Genomic DNA, 14,878 nt, shown 5'->3' with positions numbered 1-14,878 from the left:
CATTTAATTTGCTTCTTTGTGCTTGTTATTTTTTTACTTCTTGTTGAGCACATTTATTATAATAACATCTTATTCTAGTATGGTCAACTACTTTTTTCATTTTTTCTTAAATTTATCGATTATTCATCTATTTGTAATACTATTATGACTTTATTTTCAAAGATGTAACTATTATTAGTAAGAATTTACAATTATAATGATACTATGTACAATTGTTATTAATTTAGAAAGGAGCTTCAAAATGTTTAGAAAGATATTATATTTTTTAGCATTAATTTGTCTATCTGTTTTTTTTATTGTTGGATGTTCAAATTCACAGAGCAAACAAAATACAAACCAAAATAAAGAAACACAGTCACAAGAAGATAATAAAGAATTAGATGGCGATAAGGATACTTCCAATGTTGTCGTTTCAGATGGAACAGATAAACCATCAAAACAAGATACTATTAATAATGATAGTGACAAACTAGATGTATCCTCTTTAGATAACACCACTCTTGATTGGTTTTACATACCAAACACTAAACATAAGACCCCAGAGGTAAATACTGACATTGATTTTAAATTTTCTGACTATGATGCCATATATAATGGGCCTAAAAAAGATAGCCAGAAAACTTTATACCTTACATTTGATGAGGGCTATGAAAATGGATATACATCAAAGATACTAGATATTTTAAAACAAAATCAGGTTAAAGCAGTTTTTTTTGTTACATCTCCATACATAAAGGAAAATAAAGACTTAGTTAAAAGAATGGTGTCTGAAGGACATATAGTTGGAAATCACAGTAAATCTCATCCATCTATGCCAACAAAAACAAGTAATTTAAAAAGCTTTAATGGTGAATTCTCTGATGTTGAAAAACTCTATAAGGATGCAACTGGAAAAGATATGGTTAAATTTTTCAGACCTCCTATGGGCAAGTACTCAGAGAAAAGTTTAGCAATGACTAAAAACTTAGGATATAAGACTGTGTTTTGGAGTTTTGCATACAGGGATTGGGATACTGAAAAACAACCATCACATGAAGAAGCAAATAAGAAAATAATGGATAATTTACATGATGGCTCTATTTTGCTATTACATGCAGTTTCCAAAACTAGTACAGAAATTTTAAATAATATTATATCAGATTCAAGAAAGCTAGGATATGAGTTTGAACTTTTAAAGTATTAATATTAATACTTTAAATTGTATCTAAAATCTACAAATTGACATAGTCTATTAAGCATTATAAAGTACAATATAAAAATATCTTCTATATAAATCATTTAATAGAAGAATATCAATAAAAAATAGATGTATAGCTTAATGTTAGTAAAATCATTACTATAAATTACAGCTATACCTCTATTTTTTATTTGTATATAATCAAGGTTTATTTAAACTTGCATATAATTAATGCTTATTTACTCAACTAAATAATAAACATTGCTACTATAGTTGTTACAATCAACCCAGTTATAACTGGGACAAAATTTCGTTTTGCTAACTCTATTGGGCTGACTCCACAAATTGCTGCTGCTGAGATAAGTCCCCAAGGAACTAAACAGCCTCCCCCTACCCAAATACCACTGATTTGTCCTAATGCAGCTAATGCACCAACACTTGCATTGATAGCTGTTCCAAACACAGAAGCAAGTGAGCCTACTAATGAAATTCCAGAAAAACCAGAACCATCAAGTCCAGTTATTGCTCCTACTATAGTTTCTATACCTGATACAGCAAACTTATTAAGCGGTATTGTTTGAGAAAGAGCTATGCCTATATCTGATAATAAGCCCTGTGAGCCTGGTGCTAATACTTTTCCAAATACGCCTGTTAAAGGTGCAACTTCACCCATATAGAAGAATGCTGCTATTGGTATAATTGCTCCAAATATTTTTATACCAAATACAAAACCATCAATTATATTCTCACAGACATTTTCAAGACTATCTTTTCCAAAATTTATGGTATTTATAATGATTATTAAAAACACTGCTGTACCACCTAAAAGTGCTGAAGCATCTCCTCCTTTTAGGTCAAATGCATACATTGCAATTATATCAGCAAGAAATCCTAAAGCTACTAAAATAGTTGCTATTTTAGATTTTCCATTAAACTCTTCCACTTCTTCACTTTCAAAATCTTTGAGTTCTTCTCTAAACATTCCCTTATTAATGTCTCTTTTCAATGTATAAAATGCCATAGATATCGTTACAATTCCCATTACCCAGAATAGAATCATACCATCATTTATAACATATGATACTGCAACTCCTGCTGCACCAGCTGTTATACTTGGAGCCCCTTGAATGACAAAGTCTGTAGATAAAGCAAGACCATGACCAAATAAATTTAATGCCACTGCAACACCAATTGCTGGTAATCCAGCTCTCATAGCAACAGGTAAAAAAACAGCCCCAACTAAAGCAACAGCTGGAGTCGGCCAGAAAAACCATGAAAGAATTAACATGACAAATCCAGTTACAAAAAATGCAGTATTAGAATTTTTTATAACTTTTGAAAATGGCCTTACCATATATTGTATAGCATTATTGGCTTCTAATGCTTTAGATAAAGCAACCATAATAGCTATAATTAAAATAATTGGTTCCAACTCATTTAAAGATATAATAAATGAGTTGAATACTACTGTTATAGCCCCAAATATATTTTTCTCAAAGAATAATCCCATGAAAAAAACACCCAATATACATGGTACTATTGTATCCTTTTTCATAATCATAGTAATTAATATAATTACCATAAATACAATGTAAATATAATGTGCTCCTGTCAAAACCATATTATTATGTCCCCTTTTTTTAAGATAATAATATTATATGGTCTTGTAAGTTAACTTGTTACTTGCTCATAGATACACAATTATTAACTGTACAATATAAAATTTAAATTTTTATAATTTCTTTACTGGAATAGATATTTCAATAGAAAACTCTTCATCATCTGAGTTTACATTTATACTCCCATTATGATGTGCAACTACTTTTTCGCAATTTTTTATACCTATTCCAAAACTTTCTACATTTTTTGAAAAATTACTCACTCTATTTTTTTGTATAATTAATAATTTAGAATCTTCAACTTTAATTAAAAATACTACTGGTTTATCTTTTCTAGCGTATTTTATTATATTAGAACATAAGTTATCAAATATTCTCCTAAATTGTGTTACATCTACATAAATATGATACTGATTATAAAGTTCATTCTCTATGGTTATATGAAAGCCTTTTTCCTCCAATGTATATGAACTATCTAAAAGCAATTGAAAAATAAATTCATTTACATTTATCTTTTCATATTCTTTGGAAACTTCCTCTCCAGAATTGACAAAATGGGTAAAAAGGTCATCAGTTAAATCTTTTATTTGATATGCTTTAGACCTTACATTTTTTATATACTGTTCTAGTTGCTCAGGACTATTATATTTATGGTCTTTAATTAAATCTAAGTAACATATTACTGATGTTAATGGAGTCCTAACATCATGTGATATTGAAGTTACTATATCTTTATTTTTATTCTTCATTTCTCTTTCTTTTATAAGTTGATGCTCTAATGTTTGACTCATCTCATTAATACTAGATGCAAGTGATGATAATTCGTCATTCCCTTTGACTGGAATTCTATACTTTAAACTACCACTCTCCACTATCTTTATACCCATCTCTATTTTCCTTAGGTATTTTATCTTTCTACTTAATAATAGCAGGAATGTTATAATAAATGTAAGTGCCATAAATGTAATAGAGATTGCATCTATAAAATTTTGAAATCTGAATCTAAATAATGCTATTACAACTATATCAGCTTTAACATTAGAAAATTGTATTTCATAATTTCTAGCCATAGAACTACTATAAAATTCATTTTCCTCACTTTTATCTGGTACTTCATTAGGATAGTATAATGTATCATAAAAAACCTTATTTCCTTTGTATATCTTCATAGAAACAAACCAGTTATCACCATTCCATTTTGCTATATTATCTCCATCATTTGAACTTACATTATTCTCAGTAACATAAAGTTGAAAATCATCCATAAGTTGGTCTACTTCTCTTTTAAAATATACCTTTCCTTCTGACACGTCTTTTACTATAGATTCAACAGTATAGTAAAGTGGTATATTTAAAACAAAAGCCACTGCAGCTGAGATTACTACATATATCAATAGTATAACACCCAACTTTGATGGCTTAATTTTGCTAATCAATATAATACCCCTTCCCCCATGCAGTTTTTATGTATTGTGGATTTTTTTGGTCTTTTTCTAATTTTTTTCTTAAATTTCTAATATGAACCATTATGGTATTATTTGCTGTATAAAAATATTGTTCATCCCAAATAGTTTCATATAGATTTTCAGATGAAAAAACCTTCTTTCTATTTTTTAACATAAGTACTAAAATACTATATTCTATGGTTGTTAAAAATACAGGTTCTCCATTCAATGTAACATCTTGAGTATCTAAATTGACATATAATTCTTTTGTATGTAATATGTTTGGCTCTCTTTCCTTTTCCTTTCCCTGATATATATAATAACGTCTAAGTAGTGACTTAACTCTTGAAATTAATTCAGAATATGAAAAAGGCTTCGACAAATAGTCATCTCCTCCTGCTGAAAATCCAATAACTTTATCAGAATCTTGAGTTTTTGCAGTCAAAAATAAGATTGGGGCTGTTGTTTTTTCTCTAATTTCATTACATGCAACAAACCCAGTCTTTACAGGCATGACAACATCCAAAATAATCAAGTCAATCGTACTATCTACTAAGTTTACAGCTTCTTCCCCGTTTGTAGCCATAACAACTTCATAACCTTCACCAGTTAAAAGTATCTCTACAATTTCTCTAATCTCAGGATTATCATCAGCTACTAAAATTTTTTTTGGAATCTCTTTATTCATCACTAAGCTCCTTTCTTTGCTATATTTCTTAAATATTTCAAACTATATAAAATATTATACTTTATTAGCAAAAGCTTAGCAATGTCACACGTTTTAATACTTTCTACTATTGTAAATACATTTACTATTCAATTAACATGTATACATAAATTGACATACTTATAAAAATAATCTATATAATATTATCTTGCATAAATGACTTTTTTTACTGATTTAACTTTTTCAGAAGATTTTACATGTACTATAATACATATCAAACCACTTATAGCTACAAATGCATAGAAACTTATTCCTCTACTAAGTAACATTGCTGGAACTAGTAAATGACCTGGGAAAAATATTTTAAACAATGTCATAAAACTGTTTTCAGAAGCTCCAACAGCTCCTGGTAATGGCAATGATGAAACAGCAATATTTAGTAGTGATTGTATTGCCAATATCTCAAATACAGTATATGTTGATAGATGAAAAGCTTTGTATACAAAGAATGGTACTAAAAACATAGCTGTTATTTGTATAATCGTTATGGCTAAAATTTGTATTACAAGCTTTGGATTCTGTTTTATATATTGAGCACCTTTAACATATTCTTCAATTTGAGAAGTTATAACTTTTCTTGAACCCTCAACATCTTTTATTATTCTTAACTTTCCTAATAAGTTTGTTATTGATATTATAAAATTATTTACCAGTCTCTTTGAAAATATAATTGCGATTACTCCAACTACAAGAGCTACATTTGTTATTACACCATATATTAGTAAAATATTCATACCACTTACGTTGTTTAGTATAAATTCACGTTCCATAATGAACATTATTCCACTATATGCCAATATAACCACTTGATGAATAACAACAATAACTAATAATATAAGTGAAGAGTAAGATATATTTATATCATCTTTTTTCATATAATAAACTTGTGCTGGTTGACCACCTGAGGCTGAAGGTGTAATTGAGCTAAAATAAAATCCAATAAAAGCATACCCCATACATTTTAAAAGAGTAGTTTTTTGTTTTAAGGCTTTTACACCTAAATATATGTTTATACCTTCACAGGCAACATATATAATCATCATCATAAATCCAATTAGTATAAACATAGGACTTGCGCCTTTTAATGATTTTATTAATGATTCAATTGATTGCCCTCTAAAAACAAAGTATCCTGTTATGCCCATTAGTAAAACTAAAAAAGCAACACTACCTAGGCACTTATTTTTCTTTTCAGTTTTACTTATCATAGCTACATCCTTTCTGGTGCTACAAAGTTAAAACCACTATCTTTAAGTTTTGGAATGGCTATCTTCAAAGCTTCAATAGTACGCTCAGGTGCACCTACTGCACCACCTGAATTTTCACCCGCATCATGCAAACAAATTATAGACTTTTCTTTTGTTCTACTCATTAATTTGTTTATAATAATCTCTACAGTACTATCTTTACTCCAATCTTCTGCCATTACATCCCATAATGTCATTTTTAGATTATATTTTTTAACAAATAGATTTGAAAATATATTAGTATGACCCCATGGTGGACGATAATAGTTTATATCTACACCTAAATTTTTCATTATATTTACACTTTCCATAAAATCTTTTTTAACATAATTATAACTGTAAAGCCATGCATTCTTATGTTCCAATGAATGTAAACCAACTATGTGATTTTCTCTTAACATCCTTTTTATAATTTCAGGCTCTTTTTCAGCATTCTTTGCAACTACAAAAAACATGGCTTTTATATCATTTTCTTTTAAAACATCTAATAATTTTTCTGTATATCTCTTATCTGGACCATCATCGAATGTTAGTGCAATTTCATTTTCTCTAGTCATATTTTTTAATACATCTTTATTTAATAGTTTGTTATAATATGTAGGTATAATTGAATGTACCAAAAAAATCAATGCAACAACTATAATTAAACCTACTACATACATTCTATACACTCTCCTTGTTCATCAAATGAAAATAAAATATTTTCTAATGTATTGTTATCAAACTGTTTTTTTAATTCTTTCATATTTCTACTCATCTCTTGAAGAGTGGCATCATCATAAATTAAATCTTTTATTTCATCTACATAGTATTTTTTATTTTTATCAAGTATTCTTCCAATCTTATTATTCAATATAAAATCAGCATTATTTATCTCTTGTTGTAAAAATGGATTAAATGCTAATATTGGAAGTTCTGAATAAATAGTTTCAAATAGAGTTATTCCACCTGGTTTAGAAATAATAAGGTCAGCATTTTTCATATATTTATATACTTCATTCGTATAGCCTACTACCTCTATATTTTCATATCTATCAGATAACTTATAGTACATTTTTTTATTATTACCAGTTATTACAGTGGTTTTTACTCCTTCTAAACTATTTAATTCACTGTAAAACTGTTCTGACTTAGGCAGTAACCCTAAACCTCCACCCATTATAAGTATATTTTTTTTATTTGAGTGATTTATATGTTCTATTTTTTTAAATTCTTTTTTTACTGGAATACCATTAACTTTAACTTTTTCTTCATCTATTCCCTTAAAAACAAGTTCTTCCTTCGTAGATTTACTAGCTACTAAGTAACAATCTGTATTTTTACTAATCCATTCTGAGTGACTACTTATATCTGTTATACATGTTATCAAAGGAAGATTTGAATTATACTTTTCCTTATATCTTGATACTAATTGTGAACAAAATGGAAAAGTTGAAATAACTACTGTTGGTTGTATTTCATTAAGTAACTTGTCTAATTTAGTTAAAAAATAATCTGAAAAAGTAAATTTTATATCTTTCTTTCCATTTTCTGTACATTTATAAAATAAATTATAAAGACTACTTCCCCGATTTACAAGAATAGAAAAAGTCTTGTACATTTTATCAGAATAGTTAGGCATAATATATTCAAATATATCTTTAATTATTATTTCTGAATTATTAAATTTTGTTTTTATATCTTCACTTAAAGAATTTGATGCTGAGTAATGACCCATACCAAATTTTCCTGTAAGAATTAATACTTTCATAAGATTCCCTCCTCATTAAAGTCTTTCTTTTCCTCTAATTACTATATTTATAAGTATAGACTTTAAATCTTTAGAAAAACCTAGTATAATTCTTAAGAAATCTTAAAGTTTTAATTAAAAAGTATAAAACCCAATTAATATAGAAGATTATCTCCTATACCAATTGGGTTTTATATCTATATATTCAAATACATACACAATCATTATAATTATTTAAACATACTTTATTTAATTATTCTTTATAATTAATCCATAATATTATATTCTTCATATAAAGGATATTTTTCAGTTAATCCAACAACTAATGTTCTAGCCTTAGATTCTTCATCATAAGTTAAACATAGGTCTATGGCCTCAGCAATTATTGCCATATCTTCTTCTTTCATACCTCTAGTAGTTACAGCTGGAGTACCAAGTCTTATCCCACTTGTAACAAGAGCACCATTTGGGTCAAATGGAATTGTATTTTTATTAGCTGTTATATAAGCATCATCCAATCTTTTTTCTGCAGCTTTACCAGTTATATTTTTATTAGTTAAGTCTAATAATATTAAATGATTATCTGTACCTCCAGAAATTAATTTAAAATCTCTTTTAATAAGTTCTTCAGCTAGAGCTTTTGCATTTTTAGCAACTTGTACTTGATACTCTTTAAATTCATCACTTAAAGCTTCTTTAAAACAAACTGCTTTAGATGCAATTATATGCTCAAGAGGCCCACCTTGAATTCCAGGGAATATTGCTTTGTCTATAGCTTTAGCATACTTTTCTTTGCAAAGAATAACTCCTCCACGAGGCCCTCTTAAAGTTTTGTGAGTTGTTGTTGTAACAAAATCAGCCACTTCACATGGATTTTGGTGAAGGCCAGCTGCAACAAGACCTGCTATGTGAGCCATATCTACCATAAGCAATGCTCCAACTTCATCAGCTATCTCTCTAAATTTTTTAAAATCTATTTCTCTAGGATATGCACTTGCTCCTGCAACTATCATTTTAGGTTTTACTTCATGCGCTATTTTTCTAACTTCATCAAAATCTATAAGTCCACTATTTTTATCTATACCATATTCATAAAATTTATAATACTGACCAGAAATATTAACTGGAGCACCATGAGTTAAATGTCCACCTTGAGATAAATTCATTCCCATAACAACATCACCTGGTTTTAACATAGCAAAATATACACCAATATTTGCATTTGCTCCAGAGTGAGGTTGAACATTAGCATGCTCTGCTCCAAATATTTTTTTGATTCTATCTATTGCAAGAGTTTCAACTTCATCTATGTACTCACATCCACCATAATATCTTTTTCCTGAGTAACCTTCTGCATACTTATTTGTAAGATGGCTTCCCATAGTCTCCATCACTGGAACTGATACTATGTTTTCAGATGCTATCAATTCAATATTTCTTTGTTGTCTTTTTAACTCTCTTTTCATACTTTCATAAATCTCAGGGTCCGCTTTTTTCAAGTTCTCAAACATATTACTCCTCCTAGTTATTATTTAATTTTTATTTTTACAGACATTTCATAATTTTCGTTTTTATCAATATGATAATTTATTATTATAGTCCTTTACAAATTAATAGTCAAGTGTTTTGCTATTTTTCTATATTTAACATAGTTACTTTCTTTATTTTTAAGTTAAAATATAATAAATAATATTGTCTAATTCTTTTAATTGGATATAATTTAAATGTGACTATTTTTAAATAAAAAAAGATAATATAATTTATATATATATTAAGGAATATTGCTTAGAAATTTGGTATAATTTCAATATTACGGTTTTTAATTTGGAGGTGTATTTATGAATCAAAATGAGGAGCTTGAATATAAGAAAAATATTCTAAAATTAGCTCTATTTGTAGGGGAACTTATGATAAAAAATGGAGCTGAAACATCTAGGGTTGAAGACAGTGTCCTTAGGATATGCAGGTCAAGAGGATTTTATCATGTAAATATTTTTACAACTCCTACAGTAATAATTATTTCTGATGAAAAATTTGATGGCTTTTCATTTATGAAAACGATTCAATCAAGAGGTATAAACTTAAATAAGATTTCTTTATTAAATAGTTTTTCTCGAGAATTTGTAAGCGACAAAGAATATGATATTGATAATGCCATTGCACGTCTTTATGAAATCCAAGATGTAAAACCTTATCCTTTGTGGTTATTTTACTCTTGTACAGGAATTGCATCTGCTTGTTTTGCTTGTTTGCTTGGAGGGAATTATGTATTAAATTTTATACTTACATTTATAATAGCAATCTTTGCCGCGATTACTTATGATAAAACTATGAAGATAAGTGCAATATCTGCATTTTCCTGTTTAGTATCCTCTTTTTTAATTGCACTTTCAGGAGTTCTGTTAGTTGAAATAGGCATTTTAAATGACCCTAAGATGCTTATAGTTGGTGCTATAATGCCATTACTCCCAGGAGTTGCCTTTATAAAAGCTATTAGAGATTTAATATCAGGTAATTTAATATCAGGAATTTCTCGTGCTTTTGATGCAGCTATGATTATTATTGCAATTGCTTCTGGAGTTGGTTTTGTTCTTGATACATGGTATAGAATAGGAGGTCCTTTCTAATGACTGATATGTCAATGATTTTACATTTTTTATTTTCAGGCATTGCAACTGCTGGATTTGCTGTTTTCTTTAATGCTCCACTTTATCTACTTCTTCCAGCTGGAATAACTGGTGGAATTGGCTGGATTGTGTATGTTTATTTATTTAATTTTACTACAAATGCAGTTTTTGCAGGATTTATAGCTGCTGCTTTAGTCTCAGCATGTAGTGAGACTTTAGCTAGAAAGTTAAAACAACCAGCTATTGTGTTCGTAATACCAGGTATACTTCCTTTAATACCAGGTATTGGATTGTACAATACAATGTTATCTTTGATTCAAAAAAATTATTCTTTGGCCATGTCAAAAGGTACAGATGCATTATTTTTAAGTGCTGCAATAGCATTAGGTGTATTAGTTGTAACTTCTTTTGTAAGAACATTGAATCTTTTAAAAATCAGAAAAAACTTTATTCCATACAGAAAATCGAAATAAAACACAAAAATAGCAATGTACTAAAGTTTTGCAAATACACACTGGGTATTTATTCAAAAAGTACATTGCTTTTTTTTAATTATTTTAAAGGTCAATTAATATTCTTGTTATTACTGGTATAAACTCTCTACTATCTCTGAATTTTTTGTCATTCTTCTTTAAGTACAGATAGCAAAGTATTGTAAGACAGATTCCAACCAATCCACTTATGGCTTCAACACCAGATGTTACTCCTATTGCACCTAATATATAGTAAGTCCCTATTGTTCCCACAAGAAGTGCTATAAGTGGTATTATATAAGCCATTACAGCTGCTTTTAATACATTCATATTATCCATACTTACTTCTACATGGTCACCAACTTTTGCACCAATTGTGTTATCTACTTCTACTAATATTTCCTTCGACTCTGCCGAATCTGTAGTAGCACACTTTCCACAAGCAGCACAAGCTGAATGTCTTTGCATTTTTAATTTTGCAGTTCTATCATCAACAATTTCCATAATAAATCCTTGTTGATTCATAACTAACCGCCTCCTTATTTTGTAAATTTATTTATAGTATCCATAAGTTCTTTTATCATCTCTTCAGTTTGCTCACCATCATCATGTTTGATGCTTTCTGTTACACATCCTTTTATATGATTTTCCAGTATAATCGTGCCCACTCTGTTTATAGCAGACCTTATAGCAGATATCTGAACCAGTATATCAACACAATAACGTTCTTGCTCTACCATCTTTTGTATCCCTTTTACTTGACCTTCTATTCTCTTTAATCTTTTTATAAGAGCTTCTCTCTCATTGTTTGGCGCTAATTTTCTTTCTTCCATAAACTCACCTCATACTCTAATGATGTCTTATTCAATTATGCTCTACTTACCAATTTGTTTAAAATACAATACAGTTATTACTACTATAAATGCTAAAATTGATATTGCAATAGACCTACTTTGATTCTTAGTTTGTTCCATACTTAACTTTCCATTCATCTTAAACCCTGCTAATGGAAATAAAAATATAACCAATGCATCAATTCCAAGTACAACTTGGGCTGCAATAGTCCATTTACTCAAAAAACAAAATATTCCACCCACACCTAAAAGAACCTCTAATATATTTATAAATTTATATGTAGGTTTTTTCGCTATATATTCTTCAATTTTTTCCTTACATTCTGCACGACATGGATATATATTTGTATTGTCATCATATTGTATAGCTAATTTATTATTTGGTGACTTTATATCCCTATTACAGTAAAGACATTTTTTCATATTATATTCTCCTCTAATATTCCTCTTAAAAAATTTTGCCTAAATTATTATACGCTTTAATACTATTATACCAAATAGATACAAAAAACAAAAATAAAAGGAATAATTTTAGCGATTTCTTTTACTTCCATATATAATCTATAATAAATTTATAATAACAATTAAACAAAATTATTTATATCTAGTTTAATTGTTATATAATCTATAATAAGTCAAATTTGTATGAGAGGTTAAAATGAAACAAATGGAATTAGCTATTGTAAGTTTAAAAAAAGATGCTGGAGAAATTTATGAAGACCAAATAAGACAATTTTTAGGTAACAATATAAAAATAAATTTATACTCATTTGAAGAAGGAAATTTAAGATTTTTTAAAGAAAGTTTGATATTATTATCTGCTTATTTAAAATATGATGAGATAGCAAAATTATCCCATCATGATGCTCAAATTATTGTACCTAAGTTAACATTTGAAAAGAACAGTATAGATATGATATCAAGATTAGAAAAAGATAAAATTATTTATGTATATAATCTAAGTAAGGATATGGCAATAGAGACAATATCTTTAATACATAGACTAGGAATAGACAATATCAATATCCTACCTTGTTATCCAGAGATAGAATTTACTCATACAGATGCTATAATACTAACTCCTGGCGAAAAAATCTTACCTAAAGTTAAAAATTGTGAAGTTATAGACTTGAAATATAGAATAATAGATTTAAGTTGTATAGTTGAAATTGCTACAAAAACTAAACTAAAACATCTAATAAAAGATGACTTAATAAAAAAATATGTAGAAAAAATAATACCTACAAGCTATAGTACAGGTGAGTTACTATTAGATGCAAATAAATTTGAAAGGCAATTTGATTTATTATTATCTATAATTGATGATGGAATTATATGCACCAATAATGATGGGATAATTCAATTTTACAATCATATAGCTAGAAAAATTTTATCTATAAATGCAAATGAAATGATTTATGAATTTATTGGTGATTGTATAAGAGAAATAAATTTTCAAAACATATTAACCAATAAAGCTCCATTTTATGAAAAATTAATTAAAATAAATCATGTAGATATAAATTTAGAGATTAAACATATACAATTAAATGTATTTGATGGATTTATATTGAAAATGACCAAATTCTCTCAGCTAGAAAAAAAGCAAGCCAAGTTAAGAGCACAATTAGTCAATTCAGGTAATGTCAGTAAATATACATTTGATGATATATTAGGCTCTAGTATACAAACCATTAATACAAAAAAAATTGCCAATAGCATGGCTCAATCAAACTCCTCTATTTTAATAATTGGTGAAAGTGGTACTGGCAAGGAATTATTTGCTCAATCTATTCACAGCGCCTCTAGAAGAAAAGATGGTCCTTTCGTAGCAGTAAATTGTAGTACTTTTCAAGAAAATTTATTACAAAGCGAACTATTTGGCTATGATGAAGGTGCTTTTACTGGTGCTAAAAAAGGTGGAAAGATTGGTTTATTTGAATTAGCTAACAATGGAACTATATTTTTGGATGAAATTGGAGAAATGGATTTAAATTCTCAATCTAAATTACTTAGAGTTATACAAGAAAAACAAGTAAGGCGTATTGGTTCAAACAATGTCATTGATATTGATGTAAGAATAATTGCAGCTACTAATAGAAATTTAAAAGAACTTGTATCTAAAGACATGTTTAGAAGAGATTTATACTTTAGATTAAACGTTCTTCCTCTTAAAATACACCCTCTTAGAGAAAGACCTACTGATATATTTGAGATTTTCAATTCTCTAAAGTATGATATTCCATGTAATTTTATTCTAAGTGAAGAAGTAAAAGAAATCTTTAAAGTGTATAAATGGGAAGGAAATGTAAGGGAATTAAGAAATTTAGGAGAATACTTCTGCTACTTAGGAAAAGATGTTATAGAAATTTGTGACTTACCTGAATATATATTGGATACTATAGATTCAAATTATAGTAGGACTGTCTGTAACAAAGTAACAGATAAAACAGTAAAATATCAATTAAACATTAACAAAGACAAAAACTTAATAAAACATGATTATAACTTTAAAAGACCTTTAGAGGAATACCTATTTATATTGGACAATTTAAAGAAGGCTTATGATTTAAAAGAAAGAATTGGCAGAAAAAGTCTGTATAAAATAGCTTTAAATGAAAATAGATTTCTGACAGAACAACAGATTAGAAATATACTTCTAGAATTACAAGACTTTGGACTTGTAGACATACTTGTTGGTCGTGGTGGTTCAGTTATAACATCAAAAGGGGTTGAATTTATAAAAAAATATAAACAGGTCTAATAAGTTAAACTGTTAAACCACTTAACCCCATTTATTTATATTTTCATACATATGAAACTTTATTCGAAATAAGCTTTTCCACAAAGTTCTAAATATAATTAATATTTTTAATTGCTCTATACTTTGAAATTACTTAATATCAAATATTAACTTATTGTTAATTACTTTTTATTATCCATCTTGGCATGTTGTTTGCTTAATATTATTAACATAAAT

Annotated in this window: 14 protein-coding genes; 4 read left to right on the top strand and 10 right to left on the bottom strand. The window is 27.9% G+C overall.

Going from position 1 to position 14,878, the window contains the following annotated elements; genetic code table 11:
- The first annotated feature begins 241 nt into the window (after positions 1–241).
- Entirely contained in the window at positions 242–1,183 is a 942-nt protein-coding gene (gene pdaA / locus Q3304_RS18195; RefSeq protein WP_407814470.1) for a delta-lactam-biosynthetic de-N-acetylase, read from the top strand.
- A 241-nt stretch (positions 1,184–1,424) separates the two neighbouring features.
- On the opposite strand, the gene Q3304_RS18190 is transcribed toward pdaA, so the two are convergent.
- From Q3304_RS18190 to glyA, 7 genes are all read right to left on the bottom strand, one after another.
- Entirely contained in the window at positions 1,425–2,798 is a 1,374-nt protein-coding gene (locus Q3304_RS18190) for a hypothetical protein (protein WP_407814471.1), read from the bottom strand.
- A gap of 111 nt (positions 2,799–2,909) precedes the next feature.
- Positions 2,910–4,232 carry a histidine kinase dimerization/phospho-acceptor domain-containing protein gene (locus tag Q3304_RS18185; RefSeq protein ID WP_407814472.1) on the bottom strand — a complete coding sequence of 441 codons (1,323 nt, stop codon included), beginning with the start codon at positions 4,230–4,232 and terminating at the stop codon, positions 2,910–2,912.
- The gene (locus Q3304_RS18180) at positions 4,225–4,929 is read right to left on the bottom strand and encodes a response regulator transcription factor (RefSeq protein WP_054271298.1); all 705 of its coding nucleotides are present in this window, start codon (positions 4,927–4,929) and stop codon (positions 4,225–4,227) included. Before Q3304_RS18180 ends, Q3304_RS18185 begins: the two co-directional genes overlap by 8 nt.
- A gap of 182 nt (positions 4,930–5,111) precedes the next feature.
- Positions 5,112–6,176 carry a lysylphosphatidylglycerol synthase transmembrane domain-containing protein gene (locus Q3304_RS18175; protein WP_054277334.1) on the bottom strand — a complete coding sequence of 355 codons (1,065 nt, stop codon included), beginning with the start codon at positions 6,174–6,176 and terminating at the stop codon, positions 5,112–5,114.
- 2 nt (positions 6,177–6,178) lie between these two features.
- The gene (locus tag Q3304_RS18170; protein ID WP_407814473.1) at positions 6,179–6,877 is read right to left on the bottom strand and encodes a polysaccharide deacetylase family protein; all 699 of its coding nucleotides are present in this window, start codon (positions 6,875–6,877) and stop codon (positions 6,179–6,181) included.
- Positions 6,868–7,965, bottom strand: coding sequence for an MGDG synthase family glycosyltransferase (locus tag Q3304_RS18165; protein ID WP_054277336.1), 1,098 nt, complete (start codon positions 7,963–7,965; stop codon positions 6,868–6,870). Before Q3304_RS18165 ends, Q3304_RS18170 begins: the two co-directional genes overlap by 10 nt.
- Positions 7,966–8,210: 245 nt before the next feature.
- Positions 8,211–9,455, bottom strand: a complete 1,245-nt coding sequence (gene glyA, locus Q3304_RS18160; RefSeq protein ID WP_054277337.1) for a serine hydroxymethyltransferase — start codon at positions 9,453–9,455, stop codon at positions 8,211–8,213.
- 327 nt (positions 9,456–9,782) lie between these two features.
- Here glyA and Q3304_RS18155 point away from each other — a divergent pair, with 327 nt between their 5' ends.
- Both Q3304_RS18155 and Q3304_RS18150 read left to right on the top strand, forming a co-directional pair.
- The gene (locus tag Q3304_RS18155) at positions 9,783–10,571 is read left to right on the top strand and encodes a threonine/serine exporter family protein (RefSeq protein WP_054271303.1); all 789 of its coding nucleotides are present in this window, start codon (positions 9,783–9,785) and stop codon (positions 10,569–10,571) included.
- On the top strand, positions 10,571–11,044 hold the full coding sequence (locus Q3304_RS18150; RefSeq protein ID WP_054271304.1) for a threonine/serine exporter family protein: 474 nt from the start codon (positions 10,571–10,573) through the stop codon (positions 11,042–11,044). Before Q3304_RS18155 ends, Q3304_RS18150 begins: the two co-directional genes overlap by 1 nt.
- Before the next feature lie 84 nt (positions 11,045–11,128).
- Here Q3304_RS18150 and Q3304_RS18145 read toward each other — a convergent pair whose 3' ends face one another.
- Genes Q3304_RS18145 through Q3304_RS18135 form a run of 3 tightly spaced genes read right to left on the bottom strand, consistent with a single transcriptional unit; the run spans position 11,129 to position 12,321 of the window.
- On the bottom strand, positions 11,129–11,569 hold the full coding sequence (locus Q3304_RS18145; protein ID WP_054271305.1) for a SoxR reducing system RseC family protein: 441 nt from the start codon (positions 11,567–11,569) through the stop codon (positions 11,129–11,131).
- Between the two features lie 14 nt (positions 11,570–11,583).
- Positions 11,584–11,877: a metal-sensitive transcriptional regulator gene (locus tag Q3304_RS18140; RefSeq protein WP_407814474.1), complete on the bottom strand. Its 294-nt coding sequence runs from the start codon at positions 11,875–11,877 to the stop codon at positions 11,584–11,586.
- A gap of 42 nt (positions 11,878–11,919) precedes the next feature.
- Positions 11,920–12,321, bottom strand: coding sequence for a hypothetical protein (locus tag Q3304_RS18135; protein ID WP_054271306.1), 402 nt, complete (start codon positions 12,319–12,321; stop codon positions 11,920–11,922).
- A gap of 235 nt (positions 12,322–12,556) precedes the next feature.
- Between Q3304_RS18135 and Q3304_RS18130 the strand changes: the two genes are divergently transcribed.
- Positions 12,557–14,662 (top strand): sigma-54 interaction domain-containing protein, encoded by a 2,106-nt coding sequence (locus Q3304_RS18130; protein WP_407814475.1) that lies wholly within the window; start codon positions 12,557–12,559, stop codon positions 14,660–14,662.
- The last annotated feature ends 216 nt before the right edge of the window (positions 14,663–14,878 follow it).

The sequence above is a fragment of the Clostridioides sp. GD02377 genome, assembly GCF_045899875.1.
GTDB lineage: Bacteria > Bacillota > Clostridia > Peptostreptococcales > Peptostreptococcaceae > Clostridioides > Clostridioides difficile_A.
The sequence above is the reverse complement of the archived record's forward strand: the minus strand, read 5'-3'. Positions and strand labels throughout refer to the sequence as shown.

Excerpts from the sequence above, each read along its gene's own strand:
- pdaA (WP_407814470.1), top strand. The coding sequence starts at position 242 with ATGTTTAGAAAGATATTATATTTTTTAGCATTAATTTGTCTATCTGTT.
- Q3304_RS18190 (WP_407814471.1), bottom strand. The coding sequence starts at position 2,798 with ATGGTTTTGACAGGAGCACATTATATTTACATTGTATTTATGGTAATT.
- Q3304_RS18180 (WP_054271298.1), bottom strand. The coding sequence starts at position 4,929 with ATGAATAAAGAGATTCCAAAAAAAATTTTAGTAGCTGATGATAATCCT.
- Q3304_RS18175 (WP_054277334.1), bottom strand. The coding sequence starts at position 6,176 with ATGATAAGTAAAACTGAAAAGAAAAATAAGTGCCTAGGTAGTGTTGCT.
- Q3304_RS18170 (WP_407814473.1), bottom strand. The coding sequence starts at position 6,877 with ATGTATGTAGTAGGTTTAATTATAGTTGTTGCATTGATTTTTTTGGTA.
- Q3304_RS18165 (WP_054277336.1), bottom strand. The coding sequence starts at position 7,965 with ATGAAAGTATTAATTCTTACAGGAAAATTTGGTATGGGTCATTACTCA.
- glyA (WP_054277337.1), bottom strand. The coding sequence starts at position 9,455 with ATGTTTGAGAACTTGAAAAAAGCGGACCCTGAGATTTATGAAAGTATG.
- Q3304_RS18155 (WP_054271303.1), top strand. The coding sequence starts at position 9,783 with ATGAATCAAAATGAGGAGCTTGAATATAAGAAAAATATTCTAAAATTA.
- Q3304_RS18150 (WP_054271304.1), top strand. The coding sequence starts at position 10,571 with ATGACTGATATGTCAATGATTTTACATTTTTTATTTTCAGGCATTGCA.
- Q3304_RS18145 (WP_054271305.1), bottom strand. The coding sequence starts at position 11,569 with ATGAATCAACAAGGATTTATTATGGAAATTGTTGATGATAGAACTGCA.
- Q3304_RS18140 (WP_407814474.1), bottom strand. The coding sequence starts at position 11,877 with ATGGAAGAAAGAAAATTAGCGCCAAACAATGAGAGAGAAGCTCTTATA.
- Q3304_RS18135 (WP_054271306.1), bottom strand. The coding sequence starts at position 12,321 with ATGAAAAAATGTCTTTACTGTAATAGGGATATAAAGTCACCAAATAAT.
- Q3304_RS18130 (WP_407814475.1), top strand. The coding sequence starts at position 12,557 with ATGAAACAAATGGAATTAGCTATTGTAAGTTTAAAAAAAGATGCTGGA.